The organism is Blastomonas sp. CCH1-A6, from assembly GCF_001556365.1.
GTDB classification, from domain to species: Bacteria; Pseudomonadota; Alphaproteobacteria; order Sphingomonadales; family Sphingomonadaceae; genus Blastomonas; species Blastomonas ursincola.
Map to the genome: position 1 here is coordinate 1 of NZ_LSIS01000549.1, position 25231 is coordinate 25231.

A 25231-nucleotide genomic window follows, 5' to 3' on the forward strand; every position below is an offset into this window, starting at 1 on the left:
GGGCTATGGCGCGGGCGGCACGACGGCGGAGTTCGCGATCGGCCTTGGCGTGCCGGTCGATCAGGCCGCCACGCTCTGCTATGCGCGTGGCATGGACCTGAGCGCGGCAGGCGCGACGCGCATCGGCCCGGGCTGCGCGATGTGCAAGCGTGGCGATTGTCCGCAGCGATCCAAGCCGCCGCTGGGCATCCGGCTGAAGTTCGACGATCGCGAACGCGGGGTGACGCCGTTCGATTTCGTCACCGACTGACGCGAGCCCGCGGTGCCGGAACCCGCCGCGCGCATGGCCGTAAACGCCCCAGAACAACCTTCCAGGGGATATGCCATGACCGAATACACCACCACCACCGTCACCGATCGCCCCGCCGAGCCGGTGCAGACGCACACCACCGTCGTCGAACGCCGTTCGGGCGGCGGCTCGGGGCTGATGATGGCGATCCTGCTGCTGATCCTGGTCGTTGGCGGCTTCTTTGCCTGGCAGTTCCTGCAGCAGGGCGAGGTCCGCACCGACGCCGTCGCGGGCGCCGCCAATGAGGTCGGCGCCGCGGCGCAGAAGGTCGGCGACGCCGCTCAGGATGCCGCGCAGAAGATCGGCGAATAAGCACCGTCGGGCCATCGCCGGGGCGTAAAAAGCTTTGACAATGTGCCGGAATTTCTGGGGCTCAGCGTCAATGTGGCTGTAAAATTAACCGACACTTGACCATTGCCCGGCTATAACGGGCAGCATGTTCAGGCTGTTCAAACATTATGTGCCGCATGCGGTGCTGCTGCTCGGCTTTTTCGATCTCGCGCTGCTGGGCCTTGCCGCCGAAATCGGCTGGGTCTGGCGCGCGCATGAGATCGGCATGGCGGTCGAACCGCTCAGCCAGCGGCCGCTGCCGATAGCCACCTTCGCGCTGCTCGTGCACATGGCGATGATTGCGGTCGGTGTGTACGGGCCCGACTCCCTGCAATCGCTGCGGTTCGCTGCGGCACGGCTGCTCGTCGCGATCTCGCTGGGCGTCATATTGCTGTCGGTCACCTATTTCATCCTGCCGGGCACCACCTTGTGGCGCTCGAACAGCCTGTATGCGATGGGTCTGTCGATCGTCTTCTTGATCGGCAACCGCATCATTCTCGGCGGACTGCTGGGCACCACCGCGTTCAAGCGCAGGCTGATGGTGCTGGGCGCCGGCAAGCGCGCGCAGCGGGTGCAGGACCTGTCCGAACGCCCCGATGCCGGGTTCGTGCTTGTCGGCTTCGTCGCCATGAACGACGGCCCGCTGGTGGTCGAAGAGGCGATCAACCGCGACGCGATCAAGAATCTCGCCAAGCATGTCGAGAATCTCAACGTGACCGAGGTGGTGCTGGCGCTGGAGGAACGGCGCAACGCCCTGCCGCTCAACGACCTGTTGCGCATCAAGACCACCGGCGTCCACGTCAACGATCTTTCGACCTTTCTGGAACGCGAGACGGGCCGGGTCGATCTCGACACCGTCAATCCCAGCTGGCTGATCTTTTCCGACGGATTTTCGGCGGGACGGCGCATTTCGACCATCGCCAAGCGCATGTTCGACCTGGTCGTCAGTTCGATCCTGCTGGTGCTGACGGCGCCGATCATCCTGCTCTTCGCGCTGCTGGTAAAGCTCGACAGCAAGGGGCCGGCCTTTTTCAAGCAGGAGCGGGTGGGGTTGTACGGTCAGCCGTTCGAGATCGTCAAGCTGCGGTCGATGCGCACCGATGCTGAGGTCGATGGTGCGCAATGGGCGCAAAAGAACGACCCGCGCGTCACGCGCCTTGGCCGTTTCATCCGCAAGGTGCGGATCGACGAACTTCCCCAGGCCTGGAGCGTGCTCAAGGGCGACATGAGCTTTGTCGGACCCCGCCCCGAGCGGCCCGAATTCGTCGCCGATCTGGAAACCAAGATGCGCTATTACAACGAGCGGCACATGGTGAAGCCTGGCATTACCGGTTGGGCACAGATCAACTATCCCTATGGCGCTTCGGTCGAGGATGCCCGGCACAAGCTGGAATATGACCTTTATTACGCCAAGAACTACACGCCCTTTCTCGACCTGCTGATCATCCTGCAGACGCTGCGCGTCGTGCTGTGGCCGGATGGTGCGCGCTGATCCCATGGCCAACTGGGCCGATATAAGCCTCTGGGCCCATAGCGGCGCGGCGGCGCTGACCCTACTGGTGGCCGCCTGGGTGGTTCAGCGCTGGGCAAGGCTGCGCGATGCGCGCCCGTCGCTGGGCGATGCCGCGCTGCTGCTGGCTCTGCTCTCGACCAGTCTCTGGGCGTTCGCTGTCGCGGTGCTCGGCCCCGTCCACCCGATTGCAGGGCTGGCCGAGTCGCTGCGAAACCTCGCCTGGCTGGCCTTCCTGTTCCAGATGGTGCGCTCGGCACGCGCCCAGCCGGGCACGGTGACTGCGGTCTATCTGGTGCTGACGCTGGTGCTGGCCGCGCAGCCCGTGGTGGAAAGCGGGCTGGCCCTGCTCGCCGGGCATCAGGGGCTGGAAAGCCTGGTTCAGGGCAGTGCGATGCTGCTCAGGATGATCTTCGTGGTCGGCGCGCTGGTGCTGGCGAACAATCTTTACAGCGTCGCCGATGCCGAGACGCGCACGAGCCTCAGGGTTCCGCTGACCGCGCTGGCCGCGATGTGGTTGTACGATCTCAACCTCTACACCATGGGGTATCTGAACGACCGCCTCAGCGCCGACATGCTGGCGCTGCGCGGGGTGCTGATGATCTTTGCGGTACCGTTCTTCGCGCTCGCCGCCAACCGGCCCGGCGGATGGAAGCTCACCCTGTCGCGCAAGATCGCCTATCGCTCGCTCTCGCTGTTCGCGATCCTGGGCTATCTGGTCACGATGATCGCGGTCGCGCAGCTGCTGCGCGCGGTCGGCGGCACGGTGGCGTCGGGTGCGCAGATGCTGCTGGTGCTCGGCATGTCGCTGGCGGCGCTGATCCTGCTGCCCTCGGACCGGTTCCGCGCCTGGTTCAAGGTCAAGGCGACCAAGCATTTCTTCCAGCACCGCTATGATTATCGCGCCGAATGGATACGCTTCACCGAGACGATCGGGCGACCGGGCGATGGCACCGCGCCGTTCCACGAACGCGTGATCAAGGCCGCCGCCGATATCAGCGACAGCCCCGCAGGCCTGCTGCTCGCGCCCGGCGACAATGGTCGCATGCAGCTGCAGGCGCGGTTCAACTGGCCGACCGCCGACGTCCCCGCCCAGGCCTGCACGGCCGCAACGATCGGCTATTTCCAGACGACCGGTCGGATCGTCGAGCTCGACGCGCTGCGCTCTGGCCGCGACCGCGACACCGATCGGCGCGCGATCCCCGACTGGGTGCTCGACGAGCCCAACGCCTGGGCGATCGTGCCTCTGGTGCATTTCGACCGGCTCGCAGGCCTGGTCGTGCTCTCGCGTCCGCTCGTCGAACGGCGGCTGGACTGGGAAGATCTCGACCTACTGCGCCTGGTCGGGCGGCAGCTCGCCAGCTATCTCGCCGAGGCGCGCAGCCAGGAAGCGCTGCGCGAGGCGGACCAGTTCGACGAGTTCAACCGCCGCATGGCCTTCGTGATGCACGACATCAAGAACCTGGTCAGCCAGTTGAGCCTGGTCGCGCGCAACGCCGAGCGGCACGCTGACAATCCCGAGTTCCGCAAGGACATGATCGCGACGCTGCAGAATTCGGTCGGCAAGATGAACACGCTGATCCGTAGGCTGACCGGATATGCGCGATCGGCGGGCGAGGGAGTCCGCGCGATCGATGCCGAGCGCGTGGTGCGCACGGTGATCGCCAGCAAGCAGGCTGCCCATCCGGTGATCGCCAGCGCCGCGCAGCGGCTGATGCTGATGGCCGATCCGGCACAGCTCGAACAGGTGCTGGGCCATCTGATCCAGAACGCGATCGATGCCAGCCCCAGGGATACGCCGGTTTATGTCAGCATGGCGCGCGATGGCCTGAATGGCGTGATCGAGATTGTCGACCATGGCGCGGGCATGTCCGCCGAGTTCGTGCGGTCCAAGCTGTTCAAGCCCTTCATTTCGAGCAAGACCGACGGCTTCGGCATCGGCGCCTATGAGGCGCGGCTGCTGGTCGAGGCGATGCACGGCCGCATCGAGGTCGAGAGCCGCGAGGGCGAGGGCAGCCGCTTTTCCATCCATCTTCCGCTCGCCACCCGGATCGATTCCGATGATCCGGCGGCGCAGCCCGTGCCCATTGCTGAAAAGGTAGCCTGACCGATGACCGACCTTTCCCCCAATCCCGCGATGAACGGTGGCGGCAAGGGCGCCAACCGGCTGCCGCGCCTGCTGGTGGTGGAGGACGATGCCGGGCTGCAGCGCCAGCTCAAATGGGCGTTCGACGATTTCGAGGTGCTGTGCGCGGGCGACCGGGCGAGCGCGATCGACCTGCTGCGCTATGAGGAGCCCGATGTCGTGACGCTCGATCTCGGCCTTCCGCCCGATCCCGATGGCGTCAGCGAGGGCTTTGCGACCTTGGCGGAGATCCTTCGGCTGAAGCCCGATACCAAGGTGATCATCGCCTCGGGTCACGGCGAGCGGCAGAGCGCGCGCGATGCGATCGCGCAAGGCGCCTATGATTTCTACCGCAAGCCGGTTGAGATCGACGATCTCGCGCTGATCGTCCGCCGCGCGCTCAACGTGCAGCAGATCGAGCGCGAAAATGCGCGATTGAGCCAGAAATCGGGTGAAGACCATACGGTGCTCGGCGGCATGATCACTGGCGATGCGCAGATGGTGAAGGCCGCGCGCACGATCGAGCGTGTCGCCAACACCAATGTCTCGGTCATGCTGCTCGGTGCGAGCGGGACCGGCAAGGAGCTGTTCGCGCGCGGCCTGCACGAGAAGAGCAACCGCCGCGGCGGCGCGTTCATCGCGATCAACTGCGCCGCGATCCCCGAAAACCTGCTCGAATCCGAGTTGTTCGGGCATGAGAAGGGCGCGTTTACCGGCGCGATCAAGACCACGATCGGCAAGATCGAGCAGGCAGCCGGCGGCACCCTTTTCCTCGACGAGGTCGGCGACATTCCGCTGCCGCTCCAGGTCAAGCTGCTGCGCTTCCTGCAGGAGCGCGTGATCGAGCGGGTCGGTGGTCGCAGCCCGATCCCGGTTGATACCCGCGTGGTCTGCGCGACCCACCAGAATCTCGAGAAGATGATCGCCGAGGAGCGGTTCCGTGAGGACCTGTTCTATCGCCTTGCCGAGATTGTGGTGCACATCCCCTCGCTCGCCGAACGACCGGGCGATGCGGTGCTGCTCGCCAAGCATTTCCTCGCCCGCTTCGCCGCCGAGATGAACCCGGCGGTCAAGGGTTTTGCCCCCGATGCACTCAAGATGCTCGATGCCTGGCACTGGCCCGGCAATGTCCGCGAACTCGAGAACCGGGTGAAGCGCGCGGTGATCATGGCAGAAAGCCGGCTGGTGACCGCCGAGGATCTCGACCTCGAGCGCGCCGAACCGCAGACGGCGGAGTTCCTCAACCTGAAGGCGGTGCGCGAACTGGCCGACCGCAAGGCGATCCGCCATGCGCTGGCGCGGACCGAGGGCAATATCTCGGGCGCGGCCAAGCTGCTCGGCATCAGCCGCCCGACGCTGTATGATCTGCTCCGGCAATATGACATCCAGAGCTGATCCTCGTCCCGGCAACAGGCTGTGGCTGGCGCTCGCCGCCGCTGCCCTGCTGCTGGGCGGCGCGGGCGCAGGCCTGCGGGCGGAAGAAATGGGCGCGGCGCGCGAGGCGATGGCGCGCGCTGCCGACTATCGTGCGCGCGGTGACAATCGCGCGGCGCGGATCGAGCTGATGAATGCGATCAAGGCCGCGCCGAAGATGAAGGAGGCGCGGCTCGCGCAGGCGCGGGTGTTCCTGGCGCTGTTCGATGCCGATGGGGCCGAGGGCGAGCTGCAGCGCGCGCTCGAACTCGGCGCCGATCGCGCGCTTGTCCGCGCGCCGATGGCCGAGGCGATGGTGCTGCAGGGCCGGGCCGGCGATGCGCTGCGCTGGCTGGGTGAAGGATCGGTGGCCAAGGCGGACATGGGCTATGCCGCGCGCACGCAGGGGCGGGCGCATCTGGCGCTCGGTCAGTATGACGAGGCGCGCGCGGCGTTCGACCGGGCCTTGCAGTTTACCCCCGACGACAGCCTGTTGTGGACCGATATCGCACGCTTCCGCACCGCATCGGGCGATCAGGCGGGCGGGCTGGAAGCAGCCGACCATGCGGTTGCGCTCGACGCCAGCAATGTCCGCGCCTTGCAGCTGCGCGGCGAACTGACGCGCAGCCAGACCGGGCTCGCTGCCGCCTTGCCGTGGTTCGAGCGCGCGCTGGCGATCGACCCCAATGATACCGCGGTGCTCGGCGAATATGCCGCGACGCTGGGCGATATGGGCCGGATGCGCGCAATGCTGAAAGCGGCGCGGCAGATCGTCGCGCTCGAGCCCAACAACCCGCGCGGCTATTTCCTGCAAGCCGTGCTCGCGGCGCGCGCGGGGCGCTACGATCTGGCGCGCACCTTGATGCAGAAGACCGGAGGCGCGCTGGAAGGCGTGCCGGCGGCGATGCAGGTCGAGGGGGTGGTCGAGTTCCAGCTCGGCAACTATCGCCAGGCGATCGACCGGTTCGAGAAGCTCGCCGATGCCCAGCCTTTCAACCGCCGGGCGGCTGAACTGCTCGCGCGCGCGCTCTATGCCGAGGGCGAGCATGAAGCGCTGCTCGAACGCTTTCGGCCCGTCGCCAACCGCGCTGGGACGAGCGCCTATCTGCTGACCCTGGTCGGACGCTCGCTCGAGGCTATGGGCGAGCGCGATGCGGCGCTCGAATATCTTGCGCGTGCCGCGACCCCCGATCCTGCGCCGCTGCTGCGGCTCGATCAGGACGACGAACCCTGGCTGCTCGCCGATGCCGCCCGCGCCGCGCCGCGCGATGCGCGCGCGGTGGTGCCCTATGTTCGCATGCTGGTGGCGCGCGGGGATTTTGTGCAGGCAGAGGAATTCGCCGGCCCGCTGGCCGATGCCAATCCCGGCGTGCCCGACGCGCAGATGCTGCTGGGCGATGTGCTCTATGCCTCGGGCAATGCCGGCGGGGCGCTGCCCTATTACGAGCGCGCGGCGCGTATCCGCCTCGCTGAGCCCGTGGTGCGCCGCCTGTCGTTGGTGCTGCGCGAACTCGGCCGCCGCGATCAAGCGGACGCGCTGCTCGAAAGCTTCGTCGACATGAGCCCGGCCAATACCGGCGGGCTGCGCCTGCTGGCCAATGCCTATATCGATCGCGGCGAATGGGGCGGGGCGGTGGCGATGCTGTCGGCGCTGCACGCGCAGCTGGGCAGCAGCCAGCCGATGCTGCTCACCGATCTGGCACTCGCCCGTCTGCGCGCGGGTGATCCGGCGCGTGCGGCGCATGATTCGCGGCTCGCCTATCGCGTTCAGCCTTCCAGCCCGCTGGTCGCGCACGTCCGCGGCATGGCACTGACCGAGGCCAGCGACCGCCCGATGCTGGCGGTCGAGATGCTCGAAAAGGCGCAAGCCCTGCAACCGCGCAACCCGTGGCTGCGCTATCACCTGGCCCAGGCCTATGCCGCTGCGGGCAAGCCGGGCCGGGCGATGGGCGCGCTGCGCGCCTCGCTCTCGCTGGGGGCGTTTCCCGAGCGAGCCCAGGCGGCCGCGATGCTGCGCGATCTGCAGGGACGGAGCTGAGCGCCCGCACATTTTTGCCTGACCCTGCGCCAAATTCCGCTAAAGGGCAGGGATGACCGATACGACCAATCCCCTGCTCGATACGCGCGCGCTGCCGCGCTTTGCCGAAATCACCGCCGATCATATCGCGCCCGCGCTCGATGACGCGCTCGCCCGCCATGCCGCCACGATCGAGACGCTGGTGCGCGACAAGCCTGTCACGTTCGCCGACGCCTGGCTGCCGTTCGAGCGCGCAGAAGCGGAACTGGGCGCGATCTGGGCGGCGGTATCGCACCTGCATTCGGTCGCCGACAGCCCCGAGCTGCGCACCGCCTATCAGGAGGGCGAGCAGCGGCTCGTCACCAACAGCATCATGGTCGGGCAGAATCGCGCGCTCTATGAGGTGTTCGAGGCGCTCGCCGCGACGCCCGAGTTCGCCGCCCTGTCCCAGGCTGACCGGGTGGCGGTGGAGCACGCGTTGCGCGATTTCCGGCTCTCGGGCGTGGCGCTCGACGAGGCCGCGCGCGAGCGGTTCAAGCAGGTGTCGGTGGAACTTGCGACGCTTTCCAACGAATTCGGCAGCGCTGTGCTCGATGCGACCGATGCCTGGGAAGAGCTGATCACCGACGAGGCCGACCTTGTGGGCGTGTCGGAGACCGACAAGGCGATGTTCGCCGCCGCTGCCGAGGCCAAGGGCCAGACCGGCTGGCGCGTGACGCTGCAGGCGCCCTCGGTCAACGCCATCCTGACCTTTGCCGAGAACCGCGACCTGCGCGCGCGGGTCTATCGTGCTTTCGGTACGCGCGCGTCGGACCAGGGTCCGCACGCGGGGCAGTTCAACAATTCCGAGCGCATCGCGCGCATCCTCGAGCTGCGACGCGAGGCGGCGGGGCTGCTCGGCTTTGCCAATCCGGTCGAATGGTCGCTCGCCACCAAGATGGCGTCGGACGGCGGCGCGGTGCTCGCCTTCCTGCGCGATCTGGCTGCCCGCGCCAAACCGGCGGCGCAGCGCGACCTCGATGAACTGAAAGCCTTTGCCGCCGACAAGCTGGGCATTGCCGAGCTTCAGCCTTGGGACGTCGGCTTTGCTTCCAACCGGCTGCGCCAGACGCTCTATGCGGTCGACGAGGCCGAGATTCGCGGCTATTTCCCGGTCGAGAAGGTGATGCAGGGCTGGCAGGCTTTGCTCGAACGGCTGTTCGGCATCCGGCTGCAACAGCGCAGCGATGCCTCGCTCTACCATCCCGATGCGCGCTTCTACGATGTCGTCGATGAGAGCGGCCAGCCGATTGCGGGCCTGTATCTCGACCTGTTCGCGCGGTCCGGCAAGCGCGGCGGCGCATGGATGGGCGAGGCGCGTCCGCGCCGCAACGATGGCGATCACGTCCAGCTGCCGGTCGCCTATATGGTGTGCAATTTCTCGCCCGCCGGGCCCGAAGCGCCCTCGCTGCTCAGCCATTCGGATGTCGGCACGCTGCTACACGAGACCGGCCATTGCCTCCACCTGCTGCTGACCGAGGTCAACCGCCCGAGCATCGCGGGCACCAGCGGGTTCGAATGGGATGCGGTCGAGCTGCCCAGCCAGCTCATGGAGGATTTCGCCTGGGACCGGCAGGTGCTCACCGCCATGTCGGGCCATTACAAGACCGGCGAGCCGCTGCCGGACGAGCTGTTCGATCGGCTGCTGCGCGCGCGGCATTTCCAGGCGGGGCTGTTCCTGATCCGCCAGATCGAATTCGCGCTGTTCGACATGCTGCTGCACCTGGGCACGATGGGCAGCGATCCCGTCGAGGTGATCGAGGCGGTGCGCGACGAGGTGGCAGTGATCCGCCCGCCCGAATGGCACCGCTTTCCGCATGCCTTTTCGCACATCTTCGCAGGCGGCTATGCCTCGGGCTATTACAGCTATCTCTGGGCCGAACTGCTCGCCGCCGACGGCTTCATGGCTTTTGTCGAGGCCGGGCTGCTCGACCGCGCGACCGGCGACCGGTTCCGCGCCGAGGTGCTGGCGCGCGGCGCGACCCGGCCGGCGGCGGAGAGCTTCCGCGCGTTCCGGGGCCGCGATCCCGATCCGCGCGCGATGCTGGTGCGCCACGGTCTGGTGGACGCCGAGGGATGAGCGAGCTGTGCCCGCGCGGCTGGCTGAACGAGGCCATCCGGCGCATCGAGGCGGACTATAACCGCTCCGCCGACACGCATCTGATCCGGCTCGACCTGCCGCGCTTTCCCGGCATCACGCTGTACCTGAAAGACGAAAGCTCGCACCCGACCGGCAGCCTCAAGCACCGGCTGGCGCGATCGCTGTTCCTCTATGCCCTGTGCAACGAGTGGATCGGCCCGGAGACCTGCGTGATCGAGGCCTCGTCGGGATCGACGGCGGTCAGCGAGGCCTATTTCGCTCGAATGCTGGGACTGCGCTTCATCGCGGTGGTGCCCGCGACCACCGCGCCCGCCAAGCTCGACGCCATCCGCTTCCAGGGCGGCGAGATTCACAAGGTCGACGATCCGCGCACTGTCTATGATGTCGCGCACCGGCTCGCGGCGGAAACCGGCGGCCATTATCTCGACCAGTTCACCTATGCCGAGCGCGCGACCGACTGGCGCGGTAACAACAATATCGCCGAGAGCATCTTCGCGCAGATGGCCGAGGAGGAATATCCCGAGCCCGAATGGATCGTCTGCGGCGCGGGCACCGGCGGCACATCGGCAACGATCGGGCGCTATCTGCGCTATCAGCGCTATGCCACGCGGCTGTGCGTTGCCGATCCGGTCCATTCGGTGTTCCACCGGCATTATGCCGACCGAAACGCGACCTCACTCCCCGAAGGCTGCGCGAGCCGGATCGAGGGCATCGGGCGGCCCCGGGTGGAGCCGAGCTTCATCCCCGGGGTGATCGACCGGATGATCGCGGTCGACGATGGCGACAGCATCGGCGCGATGCGAGCGCTGTCCGACCGGCTGGGGCGGCGGGTCGGTGGATCGACCGGCACCAACCTGGTCGCCTGCGCGGCGCTGATCGAGGAAATGGCGGCATCGGGCACCAGCGGCAGCGTAGTCACTCTGCTGTGCGATGGCGGCGATCGCTATCATACCAGCTATTACGACGACGCCTGGCTCGCGCAGAGCGGGCTGGCCTGGCAACCGGCGGCAGAGCGGATCGCCGCGCTGCTGGGTCTTTGAGCGGAGGAAACGGGCAATGATGATCGGGGTTCTGGCGGCCGTTTCTGCCGCGCTCGCAGTGGCGGCAGGCGCGTTCGGCGCGCATGCTGCGGCGGGTGAGCAGCAGGCCGAATGGCTCCGCACCGGCGGGATGTATCAGCTGGTGCACGCGGTCGCGGCGCTCGCGATCATGGGACGCGCGCCCGGTGCCGCCTGGACCCTGCTGGCGGGCGCGGCGATCTTCGCGGTGACGCTCTATGCGATGGCTTTGGGCGCGCCGCGCTGGCTGGGGGCGGTGACGCCGATCGGCGGCACGCTGCTGATCGGCGGATGGCTGTGGGCAGCGTGGATCTACGCCAGGGGTTGAAGGCTTAAAAAAAAGACCGTCACCACCCGCGCCGCAGCGCAGGTGGTGACGGCTGGGCCGGTCAAAACTTGTAGCCGACTTCCACCCCGATCCGGCGCAGACCGCCGGGCGAGATGAACGATCCGCCGAATTCGGCCGCGGTGATCACTTCGTTCAGGTAACGGCGGTTGAGCACATTGTCCGCAAACAGGGTCACGCGCCACTGCTCGCCTTCCAGTCCCGCGCGCACGTCGAGCACGCCGAACGCATCGCGCCGCGTCACCGCATAATTGGCGTCGCCAACAAAGGCGGGCAGCGCCAGCGCCGATCCGGGCAGCAGGCCGCTGAAGATCGTCGGCACGGTGTTGTTCTGCAGCGTGTGGAACCAGGTCGGGCCGGTGATGCGATAGTCGGCGCGCGCGACCAGATCGAAGCTCTTGGCAATGGGGGCAACGATCTGGGTGCCCAGGTTGATCGTGTAGTCGGCGGTCGAGGGCGACTTGTTGCCCACGGTCTGCGGACGCGAACGGTTCTGCTTGATCTCGCTTTCGGTGACGTTGAACGCGCCGAAGATCGTCCAGCCCGGCGTCACCTCGGCATTGAGGTTCAGTTCCGCGCCATACAGCTCGACCTTGTCGATGTTCGACACCACGCGCAGCAGGCCGAAGCCGCCGACGAAGAATTCGAAGAACTGCATGTCCCTGACATCGGTATAATAGCCCGCGAGGTCGAAGGTCAGCTTGCCGTCGAACGCCGATCCCTTGAAGCCGCCCTCGAACGCGCTCGAGCGTTCCTTGCGGTAATCGTCGTTGATCGTGACCTGCGATCCGATGAACTGGTTGAACGACTGGCGGACGATCGCGGCCGAGCCCGAGTTGTTGAAGCCGCCGGCCTTGAAGCCGATTCCCCAGTTGGCATAGACGTTGAAATTGTCAGCCACCGACCAGCGGAAGGTCAGCTTGGGCTGAAGCTGCTTGTAGCTCTCCGACTTGTCGGGGATGGCGCCCGCGGTCTGGCCGGGGTTGATCGGTCCTCCGGTAAACGGATCGAGCACCAGAGGCACATTGTTGGAGACGCTGCGATCCTCGATATCGTAGCGCAGCGCGAGGCCCAGGTTGATCCGGTCGTTCCAGTTATATTCCGCCGAACCGAAGGCAGCATACACATCGGTGCTGAAGCTGTCGAAATAGAGCTGGGTCGTGGGGTTGGTCGTGCCCGGCGCGTTGTAGAGCCGGCGGATGATGCCCTGACCGAGGTCCGCGCCCAGGCTCACGCCGACATCGCGGCTGATATTGAGATAATAGGCACCGAGCTGCCAGTTGAACGGACCGTCGCCGTTCGAGGACAGGCGGATTTCGCCGCTGAAATCTTCCTGTTGGCGGATCTGGTACTGCGTGCCGTCGCAGGTCGTCGGGCTGTACGGGCCGAAGGTCGATCCGGTCGCGGGCGCGAAGATGAACGGCACCGGCGTTGCGCCGATGAAACCGGGCTGGTTGACCGGGAAGCCGGTGAGCTGCGCGGTGCTGCGGAAGCAGGCGTTCGATGCTGCCACCGATGCGGGCGTCGCGCCGGGGAAGGTGAAGCGGGCGAAGTCGGCCGAGGTGCCGTCGGCGGTCAGCGACTGGTCGACATCGCTGTACAGGCCCCACAGGGTCAGCTTGGCAAAGTCGAATTCATGCTCGAGCTTGATCGAGGCATCGAACGATGTCTGGTCGTTGGTCGGGCGGATATTGCTGTAGAAGTTGAACGGGTGGCGGTTCACATCCTCGAAAAAGGCCGGGTTTGCCGCCGCGAAATTGGGCAGGTGGAAGGCCGCGTTGAACGCGATCGACGCGCCGGTCAGGTCCGAATAGCGTGCCTTGGCGTCGATCTCGGTCCGGTCGCCGAGCTGGGCGACGAAGCGGCCGTCGACCGACCAGACTTCCTGATCGTCGATGGTCTTGGAATTGTTGAGGAAGATGTTGCGGTAGAAGCCATCGGTCTTGAGATAGCTGCCCGACAGGACGAAACCGGCATTCTCGCCCAGCGGGACCGAGATGAACGCATTGCCTCTATAGGTCTGCTGTTCGGCGGCGCTGAGCTCGATACCGGCCTCGAGCCGGTCGCTCGGCTTCATCGTCTGGATGACGATCGCGCCCGCCGCCGCGTTGCGGCCATAGAGTGCGCCCTGCGGTCCTTTCAGGATTTCGATCTGACGAATGGTGCCCTGGTTCTGGTTGAGCTGCGCGGTATTGGTCTTGAGGATGCCGTCGACGACCAGCGCGACCGAGCTTTCCGCGTCGCGCGCGCCGTTGATACCGCGGATGTTGATCTGCGTGTCACCCGCCTCGGCCGTGCCGGTGACGATGGTGACGCCGGGCGTCAGCTGCACGAACTGGTCGGCGGTCTCGACCCCGGTCTTCTGGATCGCATCGGCGGTGAGCACGGTCACCGATGCCGGAACCTCGGCCAGGCTTTCGTTCTGGCGGCGAGCGGTAACGATGATCACATCGTCCGCCGGTTCCGCCTGGGCCGAATCCTGGGCGAAAGCGGGTGTCGCCAGCGCGCTGGCGAGGACGGTGGCCGATGCTGCGGCAAACAGACTGGGTAAGCGCATGCTGTGAACTCCCTGATTTATGTGGGTTCCCCCGAACCCTATATTTTGCTTGGCGGGTGTTGTTTCGGCCGGTCTTCAGACCAGCACATTGGCCCCGCTCATATAGACGTAGACTTCCTGGAACTTTCCGTCGCGCAGGCGCCAGAAATTGGTGTTGTGCAAGGTCGTGACGCTGCCATCGGCGGCGGTCAGTTCGGCAATGAAGCTTGCCGCGATCCGGCCATTGGTTTCATCGACCGTGCAGGTGAAATCGCGGTGGACGATCTTGTCCCAGGCACCGAAGAAATCGGTGAACATCCGCTCGATCGCAGCCTTGCCGGCATGGGTGGTGAAGCTGGTCTGGACGGTGAACAGCGCCTCGTCATGGAAGCAGGCGAGCGTCGCAGCCATGTCCTTGCGGTCGACGCTGGCGAAATAGCTCTGCGTCGCGAACGCGATCAGTTCGTCGCGGCGCAGTGTCGGGGCATATTGCATCAGAGATCCCCCTCTTTGAGCAGGTTGTCGCCGCTCATGTACACGAACACCTCCTGGAACAGCCGGTCCTTGAGGTAGAAGCGGTTGCAGTTCTCGTAGCGCAGCTGCTCGCCGCCATTCGGGGTGATCAGCACGGTGAACTGCGAGCAGACCGCGTTCGATTGCGGATCGGCGACATGCACGAAATTGCCGTGCCAGATCTGCTCGAAATCGGCGAACAGCTTGACGAACATCGCACGGATCGCTTCGCGTCCGTCATGCACGGTGTTCGATGTGACCTCGGTCAGCCGCGCATCGGGCGCGAAGCAGTTGAGCACCTCGTCCATGTTCTTGTTGTCGACGCCATCGAAATAGCGCTTGGTGACGATGTCGACATAGAACGGATAGGGCAGCGGGGCCTGTCCTGCGCCGCCAGGTGACCAGTCTGTCATCAGAACCAACCCTTTCTGATATCTGCATCCTTGGGCACTTCCGGGGTGGGAAATGCCTTCTTGCTGTGGGTGAGGCCGCACTCGATCAGCCCTTCGAGGAATTTCCATGCGACCTGGCCGGGGTTGATCACCGGGATCGGCAGGTTCGCCGCGAGGAAGGCCGCCGACTGGTGCATGGTGGTCGACCCGAGCACGATCACGTCCGCACCGTCCTCCTCCATCGCGCGCGTCGCTTCGGCCTTGAGCTTGTCGAAGATCACCTCTTCCTTGCCCGCGAGCAGTTCGGTGACATCGGGCCGGGTGTCGATCGACCGCAGCGAGGCGACACGGTCCCAGAAGCCGTATTCGGTCAGAGTCTTCTGATAGAGCGGGAACCATTCGGGCCACATGGTGAGCACCGTGAATTTCTTGCCTAGCATCATCGCTGCGGCAAAGGCTGCCTCGCCCGGGCCGATCACCGGGATCGACAGGCGCGAGCGCAGCGCGCGCAGTCCCGAATCGCTGACCGTGTCGATCAGCACTCCGGCATAGCCTTCGTCTTCGGCGGTGATGCCGGTCTGGAACACCGTCCAGTCCATCAGCAGCATGTCGTGATAGCTGTCACCCAGCGCAGCGCCCCAGGGGACGGCGACGAATTCGGGCGCGAATCCGGGGCGGACGAAATCGGAAGGCAGTTGTGCTGCACGGGCGGCGACACCGGCCTCGTCCATGGGAATGGGTACTATCACCTTGATGCGGCGCTCATCTGCCATACGCTACCCCACCTTTCGGGATCGACTGCATCGGTTGGTCCGACCGCGATCCATGACTTGACGGTATTGTATACAAATGTCTATCGTCAAGAACGAAATTGGATTGGCGCAAGATCGGCGCAATTGGGCACGCACCGGGCATGGGACGCCGGAGCGGTGCGTGACCCCGGGACGGGATGGCAGGCAATGGAAAAGGCAGCATCGCCTCGGGCATCGGATATCGCTTATGACAAGATCCGTCAGTTCGTGCTTTCGGGCCGCGCAGAACCGGGCCAGCAGCTGACCGAGGAACAGCTCGCGCGCATATCGGGCGTGTCGCGCACTCCGGTGCGCGAGGCGGTGCGGCGGCTCGAGAACGAGCTGCTGATCGTGCGCAGCGATTCGAAGCGGCTGTTCGTCGCCGACTGGTCGGCCGACGATATCGACGAGATGTTCGTGCTGCGCGGCATGCTCGAGGGTCATGCCGCCAGCCGCGCCGCGCGCAATATCTCGGCCCGTCAGATCGAGGAACTTGGCCGGATTTCGGATCTTCTCGACGCGGCGGTGCGGTGCAGTCCGCCCGATGTCACCGCTTTCCTTGCGCAGAACCGGCGCTTTCACGAGATCATTCTGGAGGCCGCCCGTTCGCCGCGCCTGTCCGCCATGCTGCCGATGCTGGTCGAGCAGCCCGTGGTCCGCCGCACGGCCGCGCAGTACAAGACTGAAGAGCTGCTGCAATCGGCGCGCGAGCATCGCGAACTGATCGCAGCGTTCAGCGCACGCGATTCGCACTGGGCCCGCGCGGTAATGACCAGCCATATCCGCCGCGCCTTCCATGTCTTCAGCAGCACCGCCAAGCGCCACAAGGAGCAGCGCAAGGCCAATGACTGAGGCATTTTCCCGAGCGGCTGGACGGGCTCCCCACAAATGTATACAAACATCGCCATGAGCAGCATCCAGATTGTCGAAGTCGGCCCGCGTGACGGCCTGCAGAACGAACCGGACATCGTCTCCACCGCCGACAAGCTGGAGATGATCGGGCGGATGATCGACGCCGGCGCGCGGCGGCTCGAGGTGGCGAGCTTGGTCCACCCGCAGCGCGTGCCGCAAATGGCCGATGCCGAAGCCGTGATCGCCGGGCTGCCCGACCGCAAGGACGTCTCCTATATCGGCCTCACGCTCAACAAGCGCGGCGTACTGCGCGCGCTGGCGACGAAGGAGGGCGGCAGGCGCGGGGTCGACGAGATCGGCTGCGTCATCGTCGCCACCGACACGTTCGGGCAGAAGAACCAGGGCCAGACCGTCGCCGAGGGCATTGCCGAAGCGAGCGAGATGATCCGCTTTGCCAAGGAGAACGGCCTGATCGCGCAGGTGACCATCTCCGCCGCGTTTGGCTGCCCGTTCGAGGGCGATGTGCCGGCGCAGCGGATCGTCGATATCGCCAGGGCCGTGCTCGAGGCAGGGCCTTCCGAGATTGCGCTCGCCGACACGATCGGCGTCGGGGTGCCCGCGCAGGTGACGGACCTGTACGGACGTCTGCGCGAATTCGTGCCCGCCGATATTCCGCTGCGCGCGCATTTTCACAACACGCGCGGCACCGGCATCGCCAATGCCTGGGCGGCGATCCAGGCGGGCGTTTCCGTGCTCGACGCCAGCCTGGGTGGGCTTGGCGGCTGCCCGTTCGCGCCCAAGGCGACCGGCAATATTGCGACCGAAGAGCTGATCTATCTCGCCGAGCGGTCGGGGCTGGATCATGGCATGAATCTGGATGCGGCCATTGCCGCCAATCGCTGGATGGCCGGGATTCTCGGTCGGGAGCTGCCCTCTCTGGTTGCCCGCGCGGCAGCCTGACGGGAAGGCCAACACATCAATCGTGTCGGCGACAGGGCCGGCAAGCGAAGGGGTGAATGAATGAGTTACAGGCTGGGTGTCGATGTCGGCGGCACATTTACCGATCTGCTGCTGTTCGACGAACAATCGGGCGCCTTCTGGCGGCACAAGACCCCTTCGACCCCGCATGACAGTTCCGAAGGCATCCTGACCGGAGTGCAGGCGATCTGCGCCAATGCCGGGATCACGCCGGCGGATGTCGAGATCTTCCTGCACGGCACCACGGTCGCGACCAATGCGGTGCTGGAGGGCAAGGGCGCGCGCGTCGGCCTGATCGTTACCGAGGGCTATCGCCAGGTGATGCAGATCGCGCGCAGCTTCGTGCCCGGTGGTCTCGCCGGCTGGATCGTCTGGCCCAAGCCGACCCCGCTCGCAGCATTGGAGGACACGGTCGAGATCAAGGGGCGCATGTCGGCGCAGGGCTCGGAAATCCGCTCGACCGATGATGCCGATATCCGCGCCGCACTCGAAAAGCTGAAGGGCCAGGGCATCGAGGCGCTGACCGTCAGCCTGATGAACGCCTATCTCAACGGCGCGCACGAAAAGCGCGTGGCCGAGCTCGCAGCCGAAATCCTGCCCGATGTGCCGATCTCGCTGAGCCATGTCGTGCTGCCCGAAATGCAGGAATATGAGCGCACGCTCACCACCGTCGCCAACGCCGCGGTGCGCCCGGTCGTGGGCCGCTATGTCCGCAATCTGCGCAGCCGACTGCGTGATGCGGGCATGGCGGGCAAGCTCGCGCTGCTCCGCTCGGACGGCGGCCTCATGTCCTCCGAAAAGTCCGAGGAGCATCCCGTCTCGCTGCTGATGTCGGGGCCTGCAGGCGGCGTGACCGGCGCGATCTGGGTCGGCAAGAATGCCGGGATCAAGAACATCCTGACGCTCGATGTCGGCGGCACCTCGACCGATGTCGCGCTGATCGAGAATCTGGAGGCGCGCCGCGTGCGCACCACCGAGGTCGGGCATCTGTCGGTCCGTGCCTCGGCGCTCGACGTCAAGACCGTGGGCGCGGGCGGCGGATCGATCGCCTATGTGCCCGAACTGACCGGCGCGCTGCGTGTCGGCCCGCAATCGGCGGGCGCGGTGCCGGGGCCGGTGGCCTATGGCAAGGGTGGCGAACTGCCCACGGTGACCGATGCCAATGTCGTGCTGGGCTATCTGCCCGAAGCGCTGCTCGGCGGCACGTTCAAGCTCGACCGCGAAGGCGCGAAAAAGGCGGTGCAGACCATCGCCGATGCGCTGGGGATCGACCTCTATGCCGCCGCGCGCGGCATCATCGACATCGTTAACGAGAACATGTTCGGCGCGCTGCGCATGATCTCGGTGCAGCAGGGCTATGACCCGCGCGACTTTGCGCTGATGGGCTTTGGCGGGGCAGGGCCACTGCACGTCAACGCGGTCGCCCGTCTGATGGGCAGCTGGCCCGCGATCTCGCCGGTCTCGCCCGGCGTGCTGTGCGCGCTCGGCGATGCGACGACGCGGATGCGCACCGAAACCGCGCGCAGCTTCTCGCGCCTCGCTTCGCAGACGACGCTCGAGGAACTGGGCGGCATTCTCGACGAGATGGCGGCGCAGATCGGCGACGAGCTGGTCGCCGAGGGCGTGGCGAAGGACGATGTCACGATCACCTTCGAGGTCGATGTCCGTTATGCCGGCCAGGCGTTCGAAGTGCCGATGTCGGTCACCCGCGACGACCTGCACACCCATGGCATCGAATGGCTGACCGGACGTTTCGACGAGGAGCATCACCGGTTGTTCACCTTCAACATGGACTCGGAGCACGAGATCGTGAACCTGCGTGCGGTGGCGATGGGCAAGGCGCTCGACCTTCCCGCCGCCAAGCTGGCTGAGGGCAATGGCGATCCATCGGCGGCGAAGCTGCGCGATCACGAGCTGTGGATGGACGGGGCGATGGTGCCCGCGATCATCTACGACCGGTCGAAGCTGCTCGCCGGGGACGTGATCCCGGGCCCGGCCATCGTCATCGAAATGGATTCCACCACGCTGATCGAGGCGGACTGCACCGGCACCGTGGACAGTGTCGGCAACATCCTGATCACGCTGAAGACGGGGAACTGAAAACCATGCCCGCAACCATCATCCAGAGCGACACCACCCCGTTCGAGAAAAAGGCGATCGATCCGGTCACGCTCGACATCATCGAAAACGCCCTGCGCAATGCGCGCATCGAGATGGACGCGACGCTCGTGCGCACCGCCATGTCGCCCGGCATCCGCGAACAGGGCGATGCCTTTCCGCTGATCGCCGACCATGAAGGCCGGATGATTGTCGGCCAGTTCGGCAGTTTCATCGGCGGCTTTCTTGAAGGCTATGACGGCACGCTCGAGGACGGCGACATGATCTTCCTGTCAGATCCCTATTCGGTCGGTGGCGCGATCAGCCATTGCAACGACTGGCTGGTGCTGCTGCCGGTGTTCAAGGACGGCCGTCTGCTCGCCTATACCGCGATGTTCGGCCATCAGAGCGATATCGGCGGCAAGGTGCCCGGATCGATGCCGATTGATGCGACCAACATCTTCCAGGAAGGCGTGCGCATCCCGCCGGTCAAGATCTGGAAGAAGGGCGTGTACAACGAGGATCTGGTCAAGCTGGTGCTGCACCAGAGCCGCACGCCCGCCTGGTGCGCAGCGGACCTGAACGCGCTGATCGCCTCGTGCCGTGTCGCCGCGCGCCGCGTGATCGAGATGAGCGAGCGCTTCGGCGTCGATACCTATGTCTCGGCGACGCAGGAACTGCTCGCACGCAACCACCGCGCGATGAAGACCTTGCTCGCCCAGGCGATCAGCGAGGAGCCGGTGAGCTTCGAGGATTATATCTGCGACGACGGCATGGGCTATGGCCCGTACAAGCTCAAGTGTACGATGTGGCGCGAGGGCGATACCGTCATTCTCGATTTCGACGGCACCGATCCGCAGAGCCAGGCGTCGATCAACTTCCTGCTCAACGAGAACATGTTCAAGATGTTCTTCGGCATCTACATGATCATGGTCTTCGACCCGCAGATCCTGTTCAACGACGGGTTCTACGACCTGATCGAGGTGCGCATTCCGGAAGGATCGCTGCTGAAGCCGCGTTATCCCGCCGCGCTTTCGGGGCGCACCCATGCGCTGGGCCGGATCTTCGACATCCTGGGCGGATTGCTCGGCCAGAAGACGCCCGAATTCCTCAACGCCGCCGGGTTCTCGTCGAGCCCGCACCTGTTCTATGCGGGGACAGACAAGAAGGGCGACTGGTTCCAGCTGTTCCAGATCGGCTTTGGCGGCATTCCGGGCAGGCCGATGGGCGATGGCCCCGACGGTCATTCGCTCTGGCCGGGCTTTACCAACGTGCCCAACGAGTTTCTGGAGCGCTATTTCCCGCTGGTCATCGAACGCTACGAGACCGTGGCGGACTCGGGCGGCGCGGGGCTGCATCGCGGCGGCAACGGCATCGTCATGACCTATCGTTTCCTCGAGCCGGGCGTCATCGCCATTCATGACGACCGCTGGTTCGTGCCGCCCTGGGGCGTCAATGGCGGCAAGCCGGGCGCCCGCGCGCGCAAGATCCTCGAAAAGCCCGACGGGTCGCAAACCATCGTCGGCAACAAGGTGGAGGACGTCGCCATCGAAGCGGGCGATGTCCTCCATTTCATCACCTGGGGCGGCGGCGGTTGGGGCGACCCGCTCGAGCGCGATCCAGAGCTGGTGGGCAAGGAAATCCGCCAGGGGCTGGTCACGCCTGCAGGGGCCAAGGCCTATGGCGTCGTCGCCGATGGCGAGGGCGTGGTCGATCTGGCCGCGACCGAGGCTCTGCGGGCGGAGATCCGAGCCGGTCGCGGCGACCTGCCGCTGTTCGATTACGGGCCTGGCATCGAGACCTTGCGCGCGAATTGCGAGGCCGAAACCGGGCTGCCCGCGCCGATCCAGCCGCGCTGGGCCAATTACGCCATTGCTGCAGAATAAGGGACGGATGAGATGAGCCAGGACAACCGGGGGGCATTGGCCGGCATTCGTGTCGTCGAACTGGGACAGTTGATTGCAGGCCCGTTCTGCGGCCAGCTTCTCGGCGACATGGGCGCGGAAGTGATCAAGGTCGAACCCCCGGCCGTCGACGGAAAAGGCGGCGGCGACCCCATGCGCAACTGGGGCCATGGCGAGCACAAATTGTGGTGGGAGGTCGTCTCGCGCAACAAGAAGTCGGTGAGCGCCAATCTGCGTATCGCCGAAGGTCAGGAGGTCGTGCGCAAGCTTGCCGCGCATGCCGACATCCTGATCGAGAATTTCAAGCCCGGCACAATCGAGAAATGGGGGCTAGGGCCCGATGCGCTGCACGCCATCAACCCGCGCCTGATCATCGTGCGCGTCTCCGGCTATGGTCAGACCGGGCCCTATTCGAGCCGTGCGGGCTTTGGCGGCATTGGCGAGGCGATGGGCGGATGGCGCGCGATCGTCGGCGATCCCGACCGTCCCCCCAGCCGCATGGGCGTGTCGATCGGCGACAGCCTGGCGGCGACCTATGGCTGCATGGGGGCGCTCGCTGCGCTGCATGCGCGCGAACGCACCGGCAAGGGCCAGGTCGTCGACAGCGCGCTGTACGAGGCGGTGCTGCAGGTGATGGAAAGCCTGGTGCCCGAATATATGGTCAGCGGCCATGTCCGCAAACGCACCGGATCGATCCTCGAAGGCATCGCGCCCAGCAACGTTTATCAGTGCAGCGACGGTGAATATCTGATCGGTGCCAATCAGGACGCGGTGTTCGCGCGGCTGTGCCAGGCGATGGGGCGGCCCGAGCTTGCGACCGATCCGCGCTATGTCAGCCATGTCGCGCGTGGGCAGAACCAGAAGGAGCTCGATGACCTGATCGAGGCCTGGACGAAGACGCTGACCGTCGCCGAGGTCGAGGCACTGATGATCGAGTACAGCGTGCCCGCAGGCAGGATCTACGGTGCGGCGGACATGCTGGCGGACGAGCATTTCAAGGCGCGCGAGGCGCTGGTCGAGGTCGACAGCCCGCGCTGGGGCAAGTTCGCCATGCAGAACAGCTTTCCCAAGCTGTCCGACACGCCGAGCTCCATCCGCAGCCTCGCCCCGCAGAGCATCGGCGAGCATAATGACGAGATCTATGGGACATTGCTCGGCATGGACCAGCAGACGATCGACAATCTGAAGGCGGCCGGCGCGATCTGATCCAGCCCTGTTGCTCCGTCATTCCCACGAAAGCGGGAATCCCGCTTCTTTCTGTACCTTGCGTACATGCGGGACCCCCGCCTTCGCGGGGGTGACGGAAAAGGGACAGGCAGGGGTAACCTCGCTCAGCCCTTCAGCCCTGCCAGATAGTCGAGCGCCTCGCCCTCGCGCACGACATCGGCATATTTGGCGTCCATGTCGAACAGGTTCGCCTCGTGCGGCGCCTGGTGCCGGTCGCCACAGGCATCGGCGATGACGATCGGGATGAAGCCGTGGCTCGACGTGTCGACACAGGTCGCGCGCACGCAGCCGCTGGTCGAAAGCCCGGTGAGCAGCACCGTATCGACGCCCATCGCGGTCAGCGTCGCGGCGAGCGACGTGCCGAAAAACGCGCTCGGATATTGCTTGGAGATCACCAGCTCGTCGGCGTTCGGCTCCAGCCCCTGCGGCCATGCGCCCATCGGTGATCCTGCCTTGAACACCGCGAGCAGCGGCGTCTTCTGCTTGAAGCGGCCGCCATCGACCATGCTGGGGTGATAGACGACGTTGGTGTAGATGATCGGGATGCCCGCCGCACGGGCAGCATCGCGCACCCGGATCGCGCTCGCCAGCGCATCCTCGACGCCGGCATAGAGCGGACATTCCGGATCGAAATAGGCTTGGACGAAATCGATCAGCAGCAGGGCGGGGCGGTGGCCGAAGCCGATGCGGTTGCCGAACACGCCCGCATAGTTCGATGCCGCTTGCGATTCCGTCATGGCCAGACCCCCTTTGCCGCCGTTCCCCGCTGATTCGCGGATGCGCTGTCTCAAGGGGCCAAGCTCAACAGGCTGGCGCGGCGGAATGCAAGCGCTGGGCTCCGCCATGCGGATGAATTTGCCCGCGAAAACCGTCGAACTGCGCAGCGATCACCCGCGCATAAGGTTCCGAACCCTGGGCCAGCACGAGGTCGTGATCCTCCCAGAAAAGGAGCCCGCGCCGTTCGAACTCGGTCAGGACGGCGCGGGCAGTAGGGAGGAACTCGTCGTTCAGGCTCGCGCGGCCCCGGCAGAGCAGCGCGTTGATGATATCGCTGCGGCGGATGTCGTCGGCATTGAGCGCGACACCGCGCGTCGGCGTCAGCCGGCCTTCGCCCACCAGCTTGCGATAGGGGCCCGCATTCTTCTCGTTCTGCACGATCAGGTCAGGAAAGATGCTGATCGCGCTGGCACCAAAGCCGAGCAGCGTCGACGCGCCGTCATGGGTGAAGCCCTGGAAATTGCGGTTTACCCGGCCTTCGCGTGCCGCGGCGGCTAGCGGATCGCCGGGCAGCGCGAAGTGGTCGAATCCGACCGGCACATAGCCGGCCTGGGTCAGGGTCAGATAGCCATAGGCCGCCTGCTCGAACCGCTCGCGATCGTCGGGCAGGTCGCGCGCATCGATCCGCTTCTGCCGCGGGATCATGTCGGGCAGATGCGCATAGCCGAACAGCGCGATGCGGCTGGGCGCAAGCCGGATCGTCTGCTGCAGCGTCGCGTCGAGATCGTCGAGATGCTGGCCGGGCAGGCCGTACATCAGGTCGAAATTGATCGCGTCGATGCCGCGCATGCGAAGCGATGTCATCGCGGTCTCGATATGGTCGAGCGGCTGGATGCGGCCGATCGCCGCCTGGATGTGCGGCGCGAAGGTCTGCACCCCCATGCTCACCCGGCTGACCCGCGACGAGGCGAGAACCAGCGCCCATTCGGAGGTGAAATTGCGCGGGTCGATCTCGATCGACACCTCGGGGCGCGAGCAGTCGAACACCGTCATGATCCGGTCGAGCAGCCGGACGAACTCGACCGGCGCGATCGCATTGGGGCTGCCGCCGCCAAAGGCGATATGCTGGACGCGTCCGCGCCCGCCCAGCCTTTTGGCCACCATCGCGATCTCGGCACGCAGCGCGGTGAGATAATCGGTCAGCCGGTGCTTGCGGTTGGCAGCGCCGGTGTTGCAGCCGCAATACCAGCAGATCTGCTCGCAATAGGGTATGTGGACATAGAGCGAGAGAGGGGCCCCCGATTCCACCGCATCGAGCGCGCGCATATAATGCTGAGCCCCCACATCCTCGCCGAAATCGGCAGCGGTGGGATAGCTCGTATAGCGCGGCACAGGGCGGCTGAGCAGATCGGGGTGATATGTCCACATGCCCGCAGATTATGCCGCTTCAGGCCAGGCAACATTGATGGAGGTCAAAGTTCCCTGAAAGACCTTCGCACCGCGCCGAATTCGATCAGAAGCTCGACCAGTTCTCGTCGTCAGGATCGGGCTTGAGCGCCAGATTGCCGGCCACCGGGGCGGGGCGATGCTTGGGCGGCGCGGCGCGCGGGGCTGGCTGTCTGGTGCGGTGGCCGGTGTCGAAGCCTTCGACCAGACGTGCGAGGTCGTTGGCCTCGTCGGCAAGGCTGCGTGCGGCGGCGTTGGACTGTTCGACCATCGCGGCATTCTGCTGCGTCATCTTGTCCATGTCGCTCACCGCCTGGTTGACCTGCTGCAGGCGCAGTGCCTGGGCCTGGGCGGAATCGGCGATCTCGGCGATGCGGTCGTTGATCGCGGCGACCCGCTCGCCGATGCGGGTCAGCACGGTGCCGGTTTCGTCAACCAGCGCCACGCCTTCGGCCACCGATGCGTGCGATGCGCCGATCAATGCCTTGATATCGCTGGCGGCATCGGCCGAGCGCTGCGCAAGCGCCCGGACCTCGTTGGCGACGACCGC

21 protein-coding genes are annotated in these 25231 nt (G+C 65.8%); 14 read left to right on the forward strand and 7 right to left on the reverse strand.

Annotation, left to right across the window (positions count from 1 at the left end; genetic code table 11):
* The 9 genes from AX735_RS23590 to AX735_RS23630 all read left to right on the forward strand — a co-directional run.
* Positions 1-250 (forward strand): short-chain fatty acyl-CoA regulator family protein (locus AX735_RS23590; RefSeq protein ID WP_202189656.1); only part of this gene is annotated, 250 nt, incomplete at its 5' end.
* A gap of 75 nt (positions 251-325) precedes the next feature.
* The gene (locus AX735_RS23595; protein WP_066285119.1) at positions 326-601 is read left to right on the forward strand and encodes a hypothetical protein; all 276 of its coding nucleotides are present in this window, start codon (positions 326-328) and stop codon (positions 599-601) included.
* Between the two features lie 124 nt (positions 602-725).
* On the forward strand, positions 726-2111 hold the full coding sequence (locus AX735_RS23600) for a TIGR03013 family XrtA/PEP-CTERM system glycosyltransferase (RefSeq protein ID WP_066285121.1): 1386 nt from the start codon (positions 726-728) through the stop codon (positions 2109-2111).
* Positions 2112-2115: 4 nt separating this feature from the next.
* Complete coding sequence (prsK, locus tag AX735_RS23605; protein WP_082751294.1) at positions 2116-4236, forward strand: XrtA/PEP-CTERM system histidine kinase PrsK; 2121 nt, start codon at positions 2116-2118, stop codon at positions 4234-4236.
* A gap of 3 nt (positions 4237-4239) precedes the next feature.
* A complete protein-coding gene (prsR, locus tag AX735_RS23610; RefSeq protein ID WP_171007804.1) occupies positions 4240-5649 on the forward strand; it encodes a PEP-CTERM-box response regulator transcription factor in 1410 nt (469 codons plus the stop codon).
* On the forward strand, positions 5633-7705 hold the full coding sequence (locus AX735_RS23615; RefSeq protein WP_066285124.1) for a tetratricopeptide repeat protein: 2073 nt from the start codon (positions 5633-5635) through the stop codon (positions 7703-7705). The genes prsR and AX735_RS23615 overlap by 17 nt, the downstream gene beginning before the upstream one ends.
* Positions 7706-7757: 52 nt before the next feature.
* Complete coding sequence (locus tag AX735_RS23620) at positions 7758-9803, forward strand: M3 family metallopeptidase (protein ID WP_066285127.1); 2046 nt, start codon at positions 7758-7760, stop codon at positions 9801-9803.
* Positions 9800-10864, forward strand: coding sequence for a PLP-dependent cysteine synthase family protein (locus AX735_RS23625; RefSeq protein ID WP_066285128.1), 1065 nt, complete (start codon positions 9800-9802; stop codon positions 10862-10864). The genes AX735_RS23620 and AX735_RS23625 overlap by 4 nt, the downstream gene beginning before the upstream one ends.
* A gap of 19 nt (positions 10865-10883) precedes the next feature.
* Positions 10884-11210 carry a DUF423 domain-containing protein gene (locus AX735_RS23630; protein WP_066285150.1) on the forward strand — a complete coding sequence of 109 codons (327 nt, stop codon included), beginning with the start codon at positions 10884-10886 and terminating at the stop codon, positions 11208-11210.
* A 61-nt stretch (positions 11211-11271) separates the two neighbouring features.
* On the opposite strand, the gene AX735_RS23635 is transcribed toward AX735_RS23630, so the two are convergent.
* From AX735_RS23635 to AX735_RS23650, 4 genes are all read right to left on the reverse strand, one after another.
* On the reverse strand, positions 11272-13785 hold the full coding sequence (locus AX735_RS23635; RefSeq protein ID WP_066285130.1) for a TonB-dependent receptor: 2514 nt from the start codon (positions 13783-13785) through the stop codon (positions 11272-11274).
* Positions 13786-13860: 75 nt separating this feature from the next.
* On the reverse strand, positions 13861-14259 hold the full coding sequence (locus AX735_RS23640; protein WP_066285132.1) for a nuclear transport factor 2 family protein: 399 nt from the start codon (positions 14257-14259) through the stop codon (positions 13861-13863).
* The gene (locus AX735_RS23645; protein WP_060978936.1) at positions 14259-14690 is read right to left on the reverse strand and encodes a nuclear transport factor 2 family protein; all 432 of its coding nucleotides are present in this window, start codon (positions 14688-14690) and stop codon (positions 14259-14261) included. The genes AX735_RS23640 and AX735_RS23645 overlap by 1 nt, the downstream gene beginning before the upstream one ends.
* On the reverse strand, positions 14690-15442 hold the full coding sequence (locus AX735_RS23650; protein WP_066285134.1) for an aspartate/glutamate racemase family protein: 753 nt from the start codon (positions 15440-15442) through the stop codon (positions 14690-14692). The genes AX735_RS23645 and AX735_RS23650 overlap by 1 nt, the downstream gene beginning before the upstream one ends.
* Before the next feature lie 186 nt (positions 15443-15628).
* Here AX735_RS23650 and AX735_RS23655 point away from each other — a divergent pair, with 186 nt between their 5' ends.
* Genes AX735_RS23655 through AX735_RS23675 form a run of 5 tightly spaced genes read left to right on the forward strand, consistent with a single transcriptional unit; the run spans position 15629 to position 22497 of the window.
* Positions 15629-16312 (forward strand): GntR family transcriptional regulator, encoded by a 684-nt coding sequence (locus AX735_RS23655; RefSeq protein ID WP_066285136.1) that lies wholly within the window; start codon positions 15629-15631, stop codon positions 16310-16312.
* A 54-nt stretch (positions 16313-16366) separates the two neighbouring features.
* Positions 16367-17272 (forward strand): hydroxymethylglutaryl-CoA lyase, encoded by a 906-nt coding sequence (locus AX735_RS23660; protein ID WP_066285152.1) that lies wholly within the window; start codon positions 16367-16369, stop codon positions 17270-17272.
* Positions 17273-17332: 60 nt separating this feature from the next.
* Positions 17333-19390, forward strand: a complete 2058-nt coding sequence (locus AX735_RS23665) for a hydantoinase/oxoprolinase family protein (protein WP_066285138.1) — start codon at positions 17333-17335, stop codon at positions 19388-19390.
* Between the two features lie 5 nt (positions 19391-19395).
* Positions 19396-21273: a hydantoinase B/oxoprolinase family protein gene (locus AX735_RS23670; RefSeq protein ID WP_066285141.1), complete on the forward strand. Its 1878-nt coding sequence runs from the start codon at positions 19396-19398 to the stop codon at positions 21271-21273.
* A 12-nt stretch (positions 21274-21285) separates the two neighbouring features.
* Positions 21286-22497 carry a CaiB/BaiF CoA transferase family protein gene (locus AX735_RS23675; protein ID WP_066285144.1) on the forward strand — a complete coding sequence of 404 codons (1212 nt, stop codon included), beginning with the start codon at positions 21286-21288 and terminating at the stop codon, positions 22495-22497.
* A gap of 125 nt (positions 22498-22622) precedes the next feature.
* Here the strand turns inward: AX735_RS23675 and AX735_RS23680 are convergent, their stop codons facing one another.
* From AX735_RS23680 to AX735_RS23690, 3 genes are all read right to left on the reverse strand, one after another.
* Entirely contained in the window at positions 22623-23255 is a 633-nt protein-coding gene (locus AX735_RS23680; RefSeq protein ID WP_066285154.1) for an isochorismatase family protein, read from the reverse strand.
* 64 nt (positions 23256-23319) lie between these two features.
* Positions 23320-24663 carry an oxygen-independent coproporphyrinogen III oxidase gene (gene hemN, locus AX735_RS23685; RefSeq protein WP_066285147.1) on the reverse strand — a complete coding sequence of 448 codons (1344 nt, stop codon included), beginning with the start codon at positions 24661-24663 and terminating at the stop codon, positions 23320-23322.
* Between the two features lie 85 nt (positions 24664-24748).
* Positions 24749-25231, reverse strand: a 483-nt coding sequence (locus AX735_RS23690; RefSeq protein WP_231750241.1) for a methyl-accepting chemotaxis protein, incomplete at its 5' end; no start/stop codon positions are given.

What these genes read in the sequence shown, in the direction of transcription:
- AX735_RS23595 (WP_066285119.1), top strand. Translation starts at nt 326, where the DNA reads ATGACCGAATACACCACCACCACCGTCACCGATCGCCCCGCCGAGCCG.
- AX735_RS23600 (WP_066285121.1), top strand. Translation starts at nt 726, where the DNA reads ATGTTCAGGCTGTTCAAACATTATGTGCCGCATGCGGTGCTGCTGCTC.
- prsK (WP_082751294.1), top strand. Translation starts at nt 2,116, where the DNA reads ATGGCCAACTGGGCCGATATAAGCCTCTGGGCCCATAGCGGCGCGGCG.
- prsR (WP_171007804.1), top strand. Translation starts at nt 4,240, where the DNA reads ATGACCGACCTTTCCCCCAATCCCGCGATGAACGGTGGCGGCAAGGGC.
- AX735_RS23615 (WP_066285124.1), top strand. Translation starts at nt 5,633, where the DNA reads ATGACATCCAGAGCTGATCCTCGTCCCGGCAACAGGCTGTGGCTGGCG.
- AX735_RS23620 (WP_066285127.1), top strand. Translation starts at nt 7,758, where the DNA reads ATGACCGATACGACCAATCCCCTGCTCGATACGCGCGCGCTGCCGCGC.
- AX735_RS23625 (WP_066285128.1), top strand. Translation starts at nt 9,800, where the DNA reads ATGAGCGAGCTGTGCCCGCGCGGCTGGCTGAACGAGGCCATCCGGCGC.
- AX735_RS23630 (WP_066285150.1), top strand. Translation starts at nt 10,884, where the DNA reads ATGATCGGGGTTCTGGCGGCCGTTTCTGCCGCGCTCGCAGTGGCGGCA.
- AX735_RS23635 (WP_066285130.1), bottom strand. Translation starts at nt 13,785, where the DNA reads ATGCGCTTACCCAGTCTGTTTGCCGCAGCATCGGCCACCGTCCTCGCC.
- AX735_RS23640 (WP_066285132.1), bottom strand. Translation starts at nt 14,259, where the DNA reads ATGCAATATGCCCCGACACTGCGCCGCGACGAACTGATCGCGTTCGCG.
- AX735_RS23645 (WP_060978936.1), bottom strand. Translation starts at nt 14,690, where the DNA reads ATGACAGACTGGTCACCTGGCGGCGCAGGACAGGCCCCGCTGCCCTAT.
- AX735_RS23650 (WP_066285134.1), bottom strand. Translation starts at nt 15,442, where the DNA reads ATGGCAGATGAGCGCCGCATCAAGGTGATAGTACCCATTCCCATGGAC.
- AX735_RS23655 (WP_066285136.1), top strand. Translation starts at nt 15,629, where the DNA reads ATGGAAAAGGCAGCATCGCCTCGGGCATCGGATATCGCTTATGACAAG.
- AX735_RS23660 (WP_066285152.1), top strand. Translation starts at nt 16,367, where the DNA reads ATGAGCAGCATCCAGATTGTCGAAGTCGGCCCGCGTGACGGCCTGCAG.
- AX735_RS23665 (WP_066285138.1), top strand. Translation starts at nt 17,333, where the DNA reads ATGAGTTACAGGCTGGGTGTCGATGTCGGCGGCACATTTACCGATCTG.
- AX735_RS23670 (WP_066285141.1), top strand. Translation starts at nt 19,396, where the DNA reads ATGCCCGCAACCATCATCCAGAGCGACACCACCCCGTTCGAGAAAAAG.
- AX735_RS23675 (WP_066285144.1), top strand. Translation starts at nt 21,286, where the DNA reads ATGAGCCAGGACAACCGGGGGGCATTGGCCGGCATTCGTGTCGTCGAA.
- AX735_RS23680 (WP_066285154.1), bottom strand. Translation starts at nt 23,255, where the DNA reads ATGACGGAATCGCAAGCGGCATCGAACTATGCGGGCGTGTTCGGCAAC.
- hemN (WP_066285147.1), bottom strand. Translation starts at nt 24,663, where the DNA reads ATGTGGACATATCACCCCGATCTGCTCAGCCGCCCTGTGCCGCGCTAT.